This window comes from Armatimonadota bacterium, from assembly GCA_016223145.1.
Lineage (GTDB): Bacteria > Armatimonadota > Fimbriimonadia > Fimbriimonadales > Fimbriimonadaceae > Nitrosymbiomonas.
Genome location: JACRPN010000003.1, coordinates 48,422 through 61,761, shown reverse-complemented (window position 1 = coordinate 61,761; position 13,340 = coordinate 48,422). Strand labels below are relative to the sequence as shown.

At 60.6% G+C, this 13,340-nt stretch carries 14 protein-coding genes and 1 pseudogene; 6 read left to right on the top strand and 9 right to left on the bottom strand.

Annotated features, from left to right (window positions below):
- Positions 1–92: 92 nt before the first annotated feature.
- Positions 93–632: pseudogene (locus tag HZC36_01270) on the bottom strand (transposase).
- 357 nt (positions 633–989) lie between these two features.
- Here HZC36_01270 and HZC36_01265 point away from each other — a divergent pair.
- Positions 990–2,858, top strand: a complete 1,869-nt coding sequence (locus tag HZC36_01265) for a threonine--tRNA ligase (protein ID MBI5705600.1) — start codon at positions 990–992, stop codon at positions 2,856–2,858.
- Between the two features lie 39 nt (positions 2,859–2,897).
- Here the strand turns inward: HZC36_01265 and HZC36_01260 are convergent, their stop codons facing one another.
- From HZC36_01260 to HZC36_01240, 5 genes are all read right to left on the bottom strand, one after another.
- Positions 2,898–4,610 (bottom strand): PD40 domain-containing protein, encoded by a 1,713-nt coding sequence (locus tag HZC36_01260; GenBank protein ID MBI5705599.1) that lies wholly within the window; start codon positions 4,608–4,610, stop codon positions 2,898–2,900.
- Positions 4,611–5,174: 564 nt separating this feature from the next.
- Positions 5,175–5,375 (bottom strand): hypothetical protein, encoded by a 201-nt coding sequence (locus tag HZC36_01255; protein ID MBI5705598.1) that lies wholly within the window; start codon positions 5,373–5,375, stop codon positions 5,175–5,177.
- Positions 5,376–6,631: 1,256 nt separating this feature from the next.
- Positions 6,632–7,276 (bottom strand): prepilin-type N-terminal cleavage/methylation domain-containing protein, encoded by a 645-nt coding sequence (locus HZC36_01250; GenBank protein ID MBI5705597.1) that lies wholly within the window; start codon positions 7,274–7,276, stop codon positions 6,632–6,634.
- Complete coding sequence (locus HZC36_01245) at positions 7,273–7,689, bottom strand: hypothetical protein (GenBank protein ID MBI5705596.1); 417 nt, start codon at positions 7,687–7,689, stop codon at positions 7,273–7,275. The genes HZC36_01250 and HZC36_01245 overlap by 4 nt, the downstream gene beginning before the upstream one ends.
- Positions 7,662–8,141: a hypothetical protein gene (locus HZC36_01240; protein MBI5705595.1), complete on the bottom strand. Its 480-nt coding sequence runs from the start codon at positions 8,139–8,141 to the stop codon at positions 7,662–7,664. The genes HZC36_01245 and HZC36_01240 overlap by 28 nt, the downstream gene beginning before the upstream one ends.
- Positions 8,142–8,942: 801 nt before the next feature.
- Here HZC36_01240 and HZC36_01235 point away from each other — a divergent pair.
- From HZC36_01235 to HZC36_01220, 4 genes are read left to right on the top strand one after another with little or no spacing between them, the layout of a single operon-like run.
- Positions 8,943–9,278, top strand: coding sequence for a hypothetical protein (locus HZC36_01235; protein ID MBI5705594.1), 336 nt, complete (start codon positions 8,943–8,945; stop codon positions 9,276–9,278).
- Entirely contained in the window at positions 9,278–9,526 is a 249-nt protein-coding gene (locus HZC36_01230) for a hypothetical protein (GenBank protein MBI5705593.1), read from the top strand. The genes HZC36_01235 and HZC36_01230 overlap by 1 nt, the downstream gene beginning before the upstream one ends.
- Positions 9,523–10,263 carry a hypothetical protein gene (locus HZC36_01225; GenBank protein ID MBI5705592.1) on the top strand — a complete coding sequence of 247 codons (741 nt, stop codon included), beginning with the start codon at positions 9,523–9,525 and terminating at the stop codon, positions 10,261–10,263. The genes HZC36_01230 and HZC36_01225 overlap by 4 nt, the downstream gene beginning before the upstream one ends.
- A complete protein-coding gene (locus tag HZC36_01220) occupies positions 10,263–10,649 on the top strand; it encodes a hypothetical protein (protein ID MBI5705591.1) in 387 nt (128 codons plus the stop codon). The genes HZC36_01225 and HZC36_01220 overlap by 1 nt, the downstream gene beginning before the upstream one ends.
- A 55-nt stretch (positions 10,650–10,704) precedes the next feature.
- Here the strand turns inward: HZC36_01220 and HZC36_01215 are convergent, their stop codons facing one another.
- Both HZC36_01215 and HZC36_01210 read right to left on the bottom strand, forming a co-directional pair.
- Entirely contained in the window at positions 10,705–10,854 is a 150-nt protein-coding gene (locus HZC36_01215; protein MBI5705590.1) for a hypothetical protein, read from the bottom strand.
- On the bottom strand, positions 10,851–11,828 hold the full coding sequence (locus tag HZC36_01210; GenBank protein MBI5705589.1) for a prepilin-type N-terminal cleavage/methylation domain-containing protein: 978 nt from the start codon (positions 11,826–11,828) through the stop codon (positions 10,851–10,853). Before HZC36_01210 ends, HZC36_01215 begins: the two co-directional genes overlap by 4 nt.
- Before the next feature lie 342 nt (positions 11,829–12,170).
- Between HZC36_01210 and HZC36_01205 the strand changes: the two genes are divergently transcribed.
- Positions 12,171–12,716, top strand: a complete 546-nt coding sequence (locus tag HZC36_01205) for a nuclear transport factor 2 family protein (GenBank protein ID MBI5705588.1) — start codon at positions 12,171–12,173, stop codon at positions 12,714–12,716.
- A 66-nt stretch (positions 12,717–12,782) separates the two neighbouring features.
- Here HZC36_01205 and HZC36_01200 read toward each other — a convergent pair whose 3' ends face one another.
- Positions 12,783–13,244, bottom strand: coding sequence for a DUF1801 domain-containing protein (locus tag HZC36_01200; GenBank protein MBI5705587.1), 462 nt, complete (start codon positions 13,242–13,244; stop codon positions 12,783–12,785).
- Positions 13,245–13,340: the final 96 nt, after the last annotated feature.

Genomic DNA, 13,340 nt, shown 5'->3' with positions numbered 1-13,340 from the left:
TATCTGCGGACCTCTCGCCCAGCCTCCTGCAACAACCTCTGCTTTGACTCTGGATTCCCAGAGCCATGCGACCAGAACCTAAAGTCCGTGCAGAGCTTTGCTTTGACGGGATTTCGCCGAATGTAGTGGGCGATTTTGGAGAAGTGCGCTTCGTCTCGGACCAGCCGGTCGAAATACTCTGGCTCCCAAAGCCTGCCCTTCAGCCCGAGGGCCTTGTTGATTCGGCTGCTTGTATAGCTCTTGTTTGCGTGTACCAGTCGCTCCAGCGAGACTTCTTCGTGAGGTGTGAGGAGGACGTGGACATGATTTGGCATCACGGTCCATTCGTGAAGCTGATAGAGCTCGCGATGATGAAACAAGAGAGCGTCCTGAACGATAGAGGCTGCGACCGGATTCCGCAAGATGCAGCTGCCGTGGCCTAGGTCGAGGTATTTCTCAATTCGTGAGTAGAGCTCGAGCTTCCTCTTTGACTCAGGCTCCATCGCCAGTTCGTGCTTCCAGCGTCGGATCAATTCGGCCGGAACGGAGTCTGCAAGGCGCCAAGTGATAAACTGCGATCGCCCGGATACATCGAGGTGGGGCAGATACCCCCGCGAATACCAGCCCCGATTGGCTTCGCATACCTGGTCCATCGCTCGATAGTACTCTGATCAGAAAGCACAGGCAAGATGCCTGTGGACCGTGGTGCAGGCTAGGAAGCCTGCGCTCCGTTTGTGGCCTCCCTATGCTATATGTCTGCGACCTCATTAGCCGAGACGGCAGGCTCCCCTATAGTTCTCGTTCCGATAGCCGTGCCCCCCCTTCGGCCCCTACGCTCTTCGACATCTTCGGCCTTCGTCCCCCGGGCCTCTTCCTCCATCGCCCTTCGCAAAGAAGAGGACTTTCACTAACTCCTAACCTAATTCTTGCCGATACCTAAGCCCAAAGGCCGGCGGTTGGGTAAAATCGCGCCTTACAACTCATTCCCTTAGTCAGGGAGGGCGTTTCCAATGCAGAACAATAACTACGAACAGTCCTATCTTTACCGTCTCCGCCATTCGGCGGCCCACCTCATGGCCCAGGCGCTGACGGAGCTCTACCCCGGCGTCAAACTGGCCATCGGCCCCCCGATCGAGAACGGCTTCTACTACGACGTCGACCTCCCCGAAAAGAACGGCCACCCGATCTCAATTCGTGAGGAAGACCTCCCCAAAATCGAGGAGCGCATGGCCGCGCTCGCCAAGCTGAACCAGCCAATCGTCCGCAAGGTCGCCAAAGACCGCGACGAGGCCAAGAAGGTGATCCTGGAGGAGTGCACGCTCGGCCAAGGCGAAGCCACGGCCCTCTACAAGCTCCAACTCCTGGACGCCGTGCCCGAAGGCGAGGAGGTCAGCTTCTATGACCAGAAGGGCGGCAACAACGGGCAGGTCCACCGATTCATCGACCTCTGTCGGGGCCCGCACGTGGAGAACACGTCGGAAATCAAGCACTTCAAACTGATGCACCTGGCCGGGGCCTATTGGCGCGGCGACGTGAAGAACAAGCAGCTCACGCGCATCTATGGGACGGCGTTCGAGACGCAGGAAGGGCTGGAGCAATACCTCCACAACCTGGAAGAGGCCAAGAAGCGCGACCACCGCGTTTTGGGTAAGGAATTGGGCCTATTCATGTTCTCACCGTTGGTGGGGCCTGGCCTTCCGCTCTGGCTGCCGAAGGGCGCGGTGCTCCGCGAGGTGCTGCACGACTTCATGCGCGGACAGCAGATCCGAAGGGGCTATCAGGGTGTCGTTACGCCTAACATCGCCTCGCAAAGGTTGTACGAAAAGTCGGGACACATCATCACGTTCAAGGAGAAGATGTTCCCCTTCATGGTGGACGAGGAGAAAGAGACGTTCATCCTCAAGCCCATGAACTGCCCGTTCCACATCGAAATCTATAAGTCTCAGATGCGAAGCTACCGCGATCTTCCCGTGCGACTCGCTGAGTTCGGCACGGTCTATCGCTATGAGCAAAGCGGAGAGCTCGCCGGAATGCTGCGGGTACGGGGCTTCACGCAGGATGACGCCCACCTGTTCGTTCGGGAGGACCAGCTCCTCGAAGAGTTCAAGGGCGTGGTGGACATCATCCAGGAGACGGTCAAGAAGCTCGGGCTCTCGGACCTCACGTTCCGGCTCGGCACGCGGGACCCCAACTCCGACAAGTATGTCGGCCACCCGGACAATTGGAAGCTCGCCGAAGACGCCATCGCCAAGGCCTGCAACGAGCTCGGGCTCGACTTCTGGCTCTCGCCGGGAGACGCGGCTTTCTATGGCCCCAAGCTCGACATCATCATGAAGGACGCCCTCGGGCGCGAGTGGCAGATGGGCACGGTGCAGGTGGACTACAACCTGCCTGAGCGCTTCGACCTGGAGTACATCGGCGAGGACGGAAAGCCGCACCGGCCGATCATGATCCACCGGGCGCCGTTTGGCTCGCTCGAGCGGATGATCGGGTTCCTCACGGAGCACTACGCCGGGGCGTTCCCCTTCTGGATGGCGCCGGTGCAGGTGTCGATTCTGCCCATCGCGGACCGGCACATCGAGGCGGCCCAGGCGCTCGCCACGCAGCTCAGGGGCTTTACGGACTGGGATTACTCGGGCCACAAGCTGGGCGAGGACCTCCACGCTTCGCCGAGGCTAAGGGTAGAGGTGGACGAAAGCCGCGAAACGCTCGGCAAGAAGGTCCGCGCCCACCAGATGCAGAAGGTGCCCTACATGCTCATCCTGGGAGATCGCGACATCGAGGCCGGGACGGTCGGCGTGCGAAGCCGCGAAGAGGGCGACCTCGGGCCGATGAAGGTCGAGGCCTTCGTGGAGCGCGCAGCGAAGGAGCTTGCCTGAGTAGCCCTCCCCGCGCTATGCGCGGGGAGGGCCGGTCCATTAGGGACCGAAGCTCGGCTTCTCGTCCACGGCAGGATTGTTGGTGAGCCTCGTTTGATTCGAGCCGTCGGCGCCCATCACGTAGATCTCGGGATTGCCGTCACGCTCACTGTAGAAGACGATCTTGGCACCGTCTTTACTGAAGTCAGGCTTGCTTTCCCATACCGCGTTGTTCGTCAGCCTTACGACATTCGACCCATCGGAGTCCATCATGTAGAGTTCGTTGTTGATATCGTCGCGGTCGCTTCGGAAGACGATCTTTGTCCCGTCCGGGCTGATCGCTGCGTAGGCATCCTGGCCCGAGTCGTTGGTTAAGCGCGTTTGGCCCGTGCCGTCAGAATTCATGACGTAGACTTCTTCGTTCCCGTCACGGTCGCTGGCAAAGGCGATCTTCGTGCCGTCCGCACTGATTGTCGGTCTGTAGTCGCCGCTCGGGTTATTCGAGAGGTTCGTGGGGTTCGAGCCGTCGACATTCATCGCGTAGATCTCGGAGTTGCCATCACGGTCGCTCATGAATAGGATTCGGGAGCCATCTGGGGTGAACCAGGGCTGTCGGTCCACGCCCGCATTGCTCGTTAGTTGTGTGACCCCTGAACCATTGGCGTTCATCACGTAGATCTCATCATCCCCGTCGCGGTCACTCACGAAAACGATCTTCGTTCCATCGGGGCTAATGGCAGGCTCCTCGTCCACGGCAGGGTTGTTCGTCAAGCGGCTCGAGCCGCTTCCGTCCTCGTTCATCAGGTAGATCTCATCATTGCCGTCTCGATCTGAGATGAAAGCAATCTTCCGCAATCCCGGAAGTCTCAGGGACGCTGGACCGACGTTTGGGTTTTCGTCGCTTCCGCTGTTCATCGAGAGGTTCGTTTGGTTGGCGCCGCTGGCGTCCATGAGATAGATCTCTTCATTTCCGTCTCGCTCGCTGGTGAAGGCGATCATCTGGCCGTTTGCGCCCCAAGCGGCTTCCTTATCCACGAAGGCGTTGTTGGTCAGCCGGGTCTGGTTCGATCCGCTGGCGTCCATGACGTATATTTCCTGGTTGCCGTCGCGATCGCTGCCGAACGCGATTCGTCCGCTCCCCCCAAGGAACGAGGGTTGCCGGTCCTCAGCAGCATTGTTCGTTAGGTTCGTCTGGCCCGAGCCGTCAGCGTTCATGACATAGATCTCGTCGTTGCCGTCGCGATTTGATCTAAACGCGATTCGGGACCCGTTTGGACTGAACGAAGGCGAACCTTCTCCTCCCGGATCATTCGTCAGCCGCAATTGGCCCGAACCGTTTGCGTTCATGACATAGACTTCATCGTTTCCGTCCCGATCGCTGATGAAGACGATTTGGCTCCCATCCGGGCTGAAAGACGCGCCCCTATCGCTATTGACATTGTTGGTGAGCCGCGTTTGCCCGGACCCATCGGTGTTCATGATGTAAATCTCGTTGTTGCCATCCCGGTCGCTCGTAAATACGATCTTGTTTCCGAGCGGGCTCAGAGCACCCAGGCTGTCGTCGCCTGAATTGAACGTGAGCTGGGTTTGACCGGTCCCGTCGCCGTTCATGACGAAGATCTCGTCGTCGCCGTCCCGTCCACTGTGGAAAACGACTTTTCCCAAGACTGCGCCGTTGCTCTTGCTCTGGCAGTCCATTCCGCCGCATCCCGTGGCCCACAGGGCCACGGCAACAAACCCAAAACTATGCAGAATGCTCTTCGATTTCATCATGAAACCTCCCATTTGCAGACGATGATCCACAGGTCCATCACCCGTTTGCAGGTCCCTCAAAATCGTCCACCCCGGGGGCCACACCACCGAGAGGGCAGGGGCACCAGCAGTCCCGCTTTCGAGCTCCTGATCAAAACTCTACCAGTAAGTATGGATTCATGGCAATTGTTGTCAGATTCGAAGCACATTGTGATGTGCACCCAGCTTTTCTTCGGCATCGAGCCAGCGGTACGGTCCTCGCGGAGTCCGTCCTCGACTGAAGATGGGCGAGTGTTCACATCGCGAAACGCAATGTTTGATTAGCCGAGACCCGTGTCGCAAGGCGTGGGAGCAACGGGATCGCGCAGTCCCGTACGACACTGCGGGCAGACCCGCTGGATTTGCCCTTGTCCTCGTGCCCCTTATCGATCCCAGCTGGATCAATAAGGTCGGTGGACAGCTTTCCAGCCTCAGCACTTTCAGGTGTTGAGGCTGGAAACTCACCGCACTGAAGTGCGGAGGCACCCGAACGAGCCAACACCGGGCAGTGCCCAGGTTTGGGGACTTCGGAGCGAAGATCTCCTGCTACGGGCGCGGGCGCCGAACGGCAACGCCGAGCCTCCAGAGGAGAAAGATGGCAAAGGATGCGCTGCAGATCGCCAGCCCAAGCAGCCAGGCCGTTTTCCCGAACACTTCATGGACGATGAAGCTCACGGTCATGAAGGCGAGGCAGAAGAGCATGCTCTTCATCCGCTGAAACTGATCGGGGTCAAGAAAGCGTTCCACGGCCTTGCAAGCATGATGCCCCTGGATGGCGATCCTGTCGGGACCGAGTCCCAAGCATCGGAGTCCTAATCCCTAGCCTCCCTCATCCCCTCTCCTCGCCCATCCTCTATCCTTTCCTGATGTCATCCCAAATCACGTGCCTGGGGGAGTGCCTTGTGATCTCCGGTTTGGTCCCCTCTCCTTCGCGGGGTCTGAGCTTGGGCGTTTTCTGGTTTGGAATAGCGAGGGGGAGGGACAGGGTGGGGGAGTCTTCTTCACCCTTCTCCCTGCACCCCAGACCCTGCACCCCAGACCCTGCACTCCGCACCCTTCACCCTGCACCCTGAACCCCCACCCGGCCTAAAGGCCACCCTCCCCCGCGTCGAAAAGGTCCGGGGTGGTTGGGAGGTTGGTAGACGCAGGAGAGGGGAGTGCCTCGTGATCTCCGGTTTGGTCCCCTCTCCTTCGCGGGGTCTGAGCTTGGGCGTTTTCTGGTTTGGAATAGCGAGGGGGAGGGACAGGGTGGGGGAGGTCCTTCTCGCCCTGCACCCTGCACCCTGCACCCTGCACTCCGCACCCTTCACCCTGCACCCTGCACCCTGCACCCTGAACCCCAGACCCTGAACCCTGCACCCTGCACCCTGCACCCCGTCACACCCCTGACACCACCCTTCTCAACCTCTTCCCGACCGCCCCCAACAAATACCGGCGAATCGCGGGCATCGAGAGCATTTTGGCTTTGGGATAGTCCGGGAGGGTTTGGCCGGGGTGGGGCGCTACGGGGAGTGAAAGGATGAAGGGGCAAGGGGATAAGAGGCGTCGGAGGACCGGTTCTGAGCCATTGTGATCGTGAGTACCTATTGCCTTATCGATCTGGCCCACACAGAACACTTGTTGCCTCTCCCGTCGTGCCAATTGCACCAGTTGCAGTTCCTGCAGACTCGGCGGATCCCTGACCCTAAGGGCTTGCACTCGGCAATCCGGCGCCGCTTTGGAGGATGCAAGGGATTAACGTTCGGGCTGTACGGCGGGCTGAAGCTCGCCGACCCAGAACAGGCGGGGTAAGCCTCGCCCTCCTTCCAGAACGTCTCCAAGGCCCAATGGCTGATCACAAAGCCCTAAATGCCTAACCCCAAACGCCCGATGCCTTGCGCCCAACGCTCCCTGCCTCAATGCCCCAATTCCTCATCGCCTTGATGCTCATCGAAAAGCGGCGCCGGGTCGCCGCACTCCATACGGAGTCCTCCCCATAATCCCTTTCCCCAAATGCCTAATGCCTAGCCCCCATGCCCCTTCCCGACTCCGCTGGGGTCGGGAAGGTCGGTGAAAAGCTCCCAAACCATTGCCGCCTCTTCCACCACCGCGCCATTCACCACCTTTCTGTGCAGGCGGTACTTGGCGCTCTGCACAGAGCCGTCTTTCCGGAGCCGCAGCAGCGTGCCTTGAAACATGTGCCAAGCGTAGTCGCAGAACCGCTTCAACCCAAGCTCGTAGTTCGCGCCGCGTTGCCCGTGCACCCGGCAAACCACCAGGCCGTGGTTCGCGTCAGCCTTCTCTATGCGCTGGATCATCCCCGCCGGCCAAGAGAACATCGTCTCATAGGTCTGCGGAAACGTGTGTGACACTTTCCTGCATGCGTCGAACTTGCTCGCATACCCGCCCACAGGATCGTCGGGACAAAGGGTCAGCTCCTTTGAAGTCAAGAGCCCCGATGAAGCCAGAACGTCCAGGTTCGGCGGCAGCCGATCTCCCTCAGGGTCGTAAAGGGAGAGCGCCTGGCCCAACTGCCGAAGCTGCTCCGTACAGACCGCCCTTTTGGAGGACTTTTTCGCCATCGAAAGCACCGGAAACAGCAGCGCCGCCAGAAGCGCCACGATGGCCACGACGAGCAATATCTCGAGTAGCGTGAATCCCCGCTTCACTCTTCCCCTCCCACGTGCGAAACCGCCAGCCACCGTGCACAGGAGGCCGCGGCCATGAACTGCCCCGCGAGAGCGAAGAACCAGACCACGGAGGTGAGCCACGAAGGTGGGTGGCCCCAGAGTTTGAGCAACAGGATGTGGGCGGCTGTGGCGCCGAGCATCAGAGCCATGCCGAGCTTCGCGAAACGCTTGGGCCGCCGAGGCCGAGCGAACGCCGAGAGGATCAGGCTGCAAACGAGCGTGCATGCCGCGACTCCCCATTCGTATTCCATGAACAGCCACCAGTTCACCAGTTGGCTCCCGGCCCAATTCAGCGCCATGCGAACGGCCATCACGATGAGCGCACCCACGATCGCGGCCCCGAACGAAACGCCGAACGGGGTCCTCAGGGGCAGTTCGGCGTCTCGGAGCATCGGTAGCTCGCGTCCTGATCCCAGCACTCGATTTCAGAGGACGAGTTGTTGCAGCAGCCGTTCTGGTTCCAATAGCCGCAGCAAACGCCGATGGAAAGGTCGGGGCACTGGTACAGGCGATAGGGGCGCTGCATGCGGAAATTGTCGAACATCGGCCCGATGAAGCACTCGGTGCCCGGCGGGCGATACTTGCACCAGTCCTGCGTGATGTTCATGATCAGGGTGCAGCCGGTACAGGGCTCGGTGGGCCGCGAGGCGATCGTCTCGTTGATTCGGATCTCTTCAGCGAGCACGGCCTTGGGGGGAAGCGGCTCATTGCCTTTGGAGCAGCCTGGAGGCCCCGAAGCGCCCTTGGACTCAACCGCTTGAGATTGGGCGGTCCAAGCCCAAGCGTTAGCGGCGAGCAGGATGCTCGCTATGGCCGAAAGCAACGTCAGCCGGGACACTTTCATCGAACCTCCACATTCGCCGGCCAAGGGAGCGCTTCCTGCCCTCAGAGGCGTTCCCCCGGCTCCGGCTGAAATCCATTGTAAAGACGCCGCCGATCAATGTCAAGAATCTCTTCATTTCCTTCACTTTGAAAACCGGAGTACCGAGGCGCTGGAGAATCGATATGAGGACTTTGGTACTAAGGCATGGCTTGGGAGCTTTGGCTCCAGATTCCGAGACTCGATGGCGCCCCATCCCAAGCACGTGATTTGTGATGACGAGAAGGGAGGGATAGGGGACAGGGCACGCCCCTCTCCTGCGTCAACCAACCTCCCAACCACCCCGGACCTTCTCGACGCGGGGGAGGGTGGCCTTTAGGCCGGGTGGGGGTGCGATGGGGTGCAGGGTGAGGAGGCACTCCCCTCTCCTGCGTCCACCAACCTCCCAGTCACCCAAGACTTCCTCGACGCGGGGGAGGGTGGCCTTTAGGCCGGGTGGGGGTGCGATGGGGTGCAGGGTGTAGGGTCTGGGGTTCAGGGTAACTGGCGAAGGCCGAGGAAGACCTCCCCCACCCTGTCCCTCCCCCTCGCTACTCCAAACCAGAAAGCGCCCAAGCTCAGACCCCGCGAAGGAGAGGGGACCAAACCGGAGATCACGAGGCACGCCCCTCTCCTGCGTCCACCAACCTCCCAACCACCCCGGACCTTCTCGACGCGGGGGAGGGTGGCCTTTAGGCCGGGTGGGGGTGAATGATGATCCCTCCCCTCCCCCACTCGGTTGACTTCCACCCTTTCAAACGGTCCCTGACAGTGGAGATTCCTACTATGCCACTTCAGACCATCGACAACCTCGGTACCCGAGAGAACAGCACCGTGACCGGCGCAACCGTCAAGCGCGCGTTCGGTTCCTCCGGCGCCTCGGGCAACAGCGCCCACCGCCGAGGGGTGCAGATCGCCAACCACGACGCCACCTACGCGCTCTTCGTCAAACTCATCGCTGCAAACGCCTCCCTTCCCACCATCACCGCTGCGGACCACGATTTCAAGGTCCCGCCCGGCGACACCGAGCTGATCGCCGCCGCCCCGAGCATCGACGTTTGCTTGCTCAACGCCTCGGGCGGCGCGACCGCAACGGCCTATACAGCCCTGGAGGTGAAGTGATGGCGAGCGGCACCTTTACGGCTTCGCTGATCGCCCCCGCGAGCGGCGCTTTCAGCATCACCCCAGCCGATTCCGACCTCGGCACTCCGGCTCGGGCCCTTTGGGTGGGTACGGCCGGCGACCTGCGCGTGACCCTGATCCAAGGCGGAGACGTGGTGCTCAAGGGCGCCTATGGCCTGGTACCGGTGTCCGCCAAGCGCGTCTGGGCCACCAACACGACCGCCGCAAACATCGTGGGGCTCACATGATCGTCGGCATCGGCCTTCATGCGGGCCGTCGGGCAGGTTTCTCGCCGATGCTGCTCGGACCGGCAATGTGGTTCGACGCCTCCGTGGCGTCGAGCTTGACACCCTATCCCAGTTCTGGCCAACCGCCTGTCAACAACGACTCGATCACCGCTTGGAGCGACCTATCGGGCAACGCCCGGCATCTGAGCCAAGGCACGAGCTCCAAGATGCCGCTCTACAAAACCGACGTTGCCAATGGCCTGCCCGGAGTGCTCTTCGACAGCGTGGACGACATGATGACGGCAGCAAACGCGATCCAGCTTCAAGAGGGAACGGTGCTCGCCGTTTTGAACCGGAAGCCCAGCGCCTCCAGCATGGTCCCGGTGGGAGGCGGCTACAAGGCGTTTGGCGCCGGCATCGAGGGGACGACCGGCAAACCGCGCGTCCTCAAGGTGGACACGACGGTGATCTGTCTGGCGAGCTCTGCGCCCTCGGCCGGAAGCGCCCAATTTGTCGCGTGGGGCTATCAGGGCGGCACCACAAACGCCGTGCTCCGCATCAATGGTTCCGACGTTGCAGGATCGGTCACCAACACGTCGATGGCCGACGCCGCTACGACCTCTACGGTCGGCAACGCCAACGGCAACTACCATTTTGGTGACCATTTGTTCGAGGTCTGCGTGCTGAACCGAATGGCGACCGTGGCCGAGGTGAACCAGTTCTATGGCTATGCCAAGGCCAAGTGGGGGGTGCCCTGATGGCGAATCGACGATTGCTCGTTGTTGTGCCGGCGTCTCTCGCGAGCCAAGCCAATCAGGCAGCCCAAGTCTGGGACGGCGCAGAAACGTCGGAAGAGCTGGCCGCTTCGAGTGCTACCTTCGGCGGGCTGGGCTTTTCGTCCAGTGGCAGGCTGCCAACGACCCATTTGGGCTGCTCGGCGGTCTTGACGGAGCAGAGTTTGTCAATCGCCCTCGGCTTGCTCGCGGGGCTCGAAGGCGCCTTTTGGGCCACCTTGGAAGGCCCCGATCCTCGTGGAACCGTCGTGGGCACGAACCGCCCCGCGCTCGCCTCCCAACTTAGCCTGGATTTCGACGGGCTGCTTGTGGAGTTCGGGCTCGCGCCAGTGGACCCGATGATCGGGTGATCGGGCACAAGAACGCCCTCCCGGCCCAAAGATGGCAGGGAGGGCGTTGAGGGCGTCAGTCCTGCCAGGAGTCGGCGCCCTTTTCCTTGCTTGCGTTGATGTCTTTCTGGGACTGCTTGAGCTCGTCCTCGTTCACAGTCCCTCCGCCACAGCCGGCCAAGAGGGCCGAAAGGGCGAGAAGCGCGAGGGCGAGGCGGGCGATCACTGCGAGAGCCCCCAGAGCGGGTAGTTGATGTTCGTGTTGACCGTTGCGAGCCGCTGGGTCGAGGTCGCGAGTCCGTTGGCCATGGCCGTGCCCGGCGCATATTCGGCGATGGTCGGCGTCTTCGAGATGATTTCGCCGGCAGTCATGAACTTCGCGTGGCCGTCGGCATAGCCGATGGTGAAGCCACCCGCAGACGTTCGGGCCTGGACCAGGTAGGCGTTGCCGCTGATCGTTCCGCTGTTGCCGTTGCCCTCATAGAGGTCGTTGACCAAATGCTCGCGTAGCACGGCCGGATAGACCGTCACCGAGAAGTCCGAGTAGTTGGCGGTAAGCACACCATGGGGGAGGATTCCGGTGTACGGGTTGCTCGCTTCGGCAAAGAGAAGCGTCGAAGCGGGCTGAGCGAGATTGGTCTGGGTTCCGCCTGTCCAGCTGTTTCGGAAGATGCGGCTGGAAGATGCGCCGACCGAGTTGTCATACGTGTTCAGAGCGCCGGTCACGGCCGTATTCAGCGCGAAGCTGCCAAAGATCTGGCCGCACTTCTCCCAATAGCCGCCCGCACAGCCGAAGCCGTCGGTCATGTTGATGCGGCCCTTGACGGGGTGCCAGAAGAGGTCGATGTTCTTGATGTAGGGACCGACCCACTTGTGCCAGGAGAAGTGGTTGACTCGATTGTAGAAATAGGTGGAGCCGTCGGGCGTGCAGCCCTGGCCCGTGGCTGAGTTGTTGGCCGCGGTGTTCAAGTTCTGATTCAGTGATGAGTACGGCACGCACTCGTCGTTGCGAGCCCACGTGTCGTCATAGTCCGTCGTGTAGAGGAACATGCCGGTCGTGATCTGCTTCTGGTTGGAGATCGCGACGGATTTCTTGGCGGCGGTCTTAGCCTGGGCAAAGACCGGGAAGAGAATGGCGGCGAGGATCGCGATGATGGCGATCACCACCAGCAACTCGATAAGCGTGAAGGCTTTTTTCATAGGATGACCCCTCAAATAGACGCCGAGCCACAGCGCCCGACGCTTAACTATAGACTAGCCCTCAGGGACTTTCCTATAGTTACGGTTAGGTTGTGGAAAAGTGAAGGATTGGGAAGGTGAAAGGCAACTCAGAGGCTGCGCCGGCGGCTTTTCGTCGCCCGCCAATTGGGTGCGAGAGCGGCCCCGAGCGAGGGCGGCTTAGGGCCGCAGGTTCGGCCAGACGCCCTCATCTTGATAGAGGGAAGGGTGTCCGAACTCTGGGCCTTTCGGGGTCCGAGATTGACATGCACTTGGCGGCCCTGCGATACTTCGGCCGTTCAACCTATCTGGAGAAACATGTCAATGATGAACACACGCTTTACCAACATCGCTCTGGCGGCCCTTGCGCTTAGTACGGCAGCCTTCGCCGACGATACCGCCGCCTTCAAGAAGGAATACATGGCCTCGATCCCCAAGACCGTCGCCGCCTTCAAGAACAAAGACATCTCGTACTTCGAAAAGATGTCCACGAAGGACTTCACCTACGTCGGGAAGGTCGAAGGCACCCAGGATAAGAAGACCGCCATGGCCGGCCTCAAGCAAATGTTCGGGATGGCCAAGTCCGTTGACTACAAGCCGAAGGTACTCAAGATCACGGCCAAGGGCAATGCCGCCGTCGTGAGCCTGGAAGAGACCTTCAGCTCGGCAATAGACATGGGAGATGGCAAAGCCCACAAGATGGTCGCCGTCGGCTGGGCCGATGAGCACTTCCGCAAGGAAGGCGGCAAATGGATGCTCGCCAAAATCGTTGAGACGAAGGCTGGCAAGATGACATTGGACGGCAAGCCGTTCGATCCCGCGATGATGGCGCCGCCCCCCGTCAAGAAAGCCAAAAGCTCAAAGGGTTAGTCCCTCTCAACTGGAAAAGCGGACTCGACCACAAGGTATGAGTCCGCTTTTCTTCTAGTCCAAGGGCTATTTCTTGTTTGGCTTGATCACCGACTCGTACTTCTCGATGAACTTGGCCGCCGGCACCCGGCGAACGGCCTCGCCGATCACTTCCAGGGCGACGTCGTCCAGCTTCTTGAACCGAACGCAAGACTTCCCCATGTCGAGCTTCTTGCCTGTCTTGGCCCACTCGTCGCGAAACCAGGCTTCTTGCGCCTCGTCTCCGTAAAGGCACATCAGGTACACCGACATGTGGTTTTTCTGGTTGCCCAGCCCCGCAAACGGCAACGGCTGCTTGGGGTCACAGTGATAACCCGGCGGGTACACGGAGTGCGGCACGAAGTAGCCGATCATGCCGTATTGCATGCCCTCTTGGTAGTCCTTATCCAGGTTGTCGAGGATCACTTTGCGGACGGCCTGGATTGCCTCCCGCCGATCCTCCGGCAGTTCGGCGAGATACGCCTCAACGCTCTTGGCTTGACTGGTCATGCGCCGGTTTTTACCTCAGTTGGCGATTGGCCCAGAGGTGAACGGGCATTTTGGGTCTGTTTTGGAGGCACACTCGTCTTCACCGACTTTTGGGCC

Coding starts and splice junctions, on each gene's coding strand:
- HZC36_01260 (MBI5705599.1), bottom strand. CDS start 4,610: ATGATGAAATCGAAGAGCATTCTGCATAGTTTTGGGTTTGTTGCCGTG.
- HZC36_01265 (MBI5705600.1), top strand. CDS start 990: ATGCAGAACAATAACTACGAACAGTCCTATCTTTACCGTCTCCGCCAT.
- HZC36_01235 (MBI5705594.1), top strand. CDS start 8,943: ATGCCACTTCAGACCATCGACAACCTCGGTACCCGAGAGAACAGCACC.
- HZC36_01225 (MBI5705592.1), top strand. CDS start 9,523: ATGATCGTCGGCATCGGCCTTCATGCGGGCCGTCGGGCAGGTTTCTCG.
- HZC36_01230 (MBI5705593.1), top strand. CDS start 9,278: ATGGCGAGCGGCACCTTTACGGCTTCGCTGATCGCCCCCGCGAGCGGC.
- HZC36_01240 (MBI5705595.1), bottom strand. CDS start 8,141: ATGAAAGTGTCCCGGCTGACGTTGCTTTCGGCCATAGCGAGCATCCTG.
- HZC36_01205 (MBI5705588.1), top strand. CDS start 12,171: ATGATGAACACACGCTTTACCAACATCGCTCTGGCGGCCCTTGCGCTT.
- HZC36_01220 (MBI5705591.1), top strand. CDS start 10,263: ATGGCGAATCGACGATTGCTCGTTGTTGTGCCGGCGTCTCTCGCGAGC.
- HZC36_01200 (MBI5705587.1), bottom strand. CDS start 13,244: ATGACCAGTCAAGCCAAGAGCGTTGAGGCGTATCTCGCCGAACTGCCG.
- HZC36_01245 (MBI5705596.1), bottom strand. CDS start 7,689: ATGCTCCGAGACGCCGAACTGCCCCTGAGGACCCCGTTCGGCGTTTCG.
- HZC36_01210 (MBI5705589.1), bottom strand. CDS start 11,828: ATGAAAAAAGCCTTCACGCTTATCGAGTTGCTGGTGGTGATCGCCATC.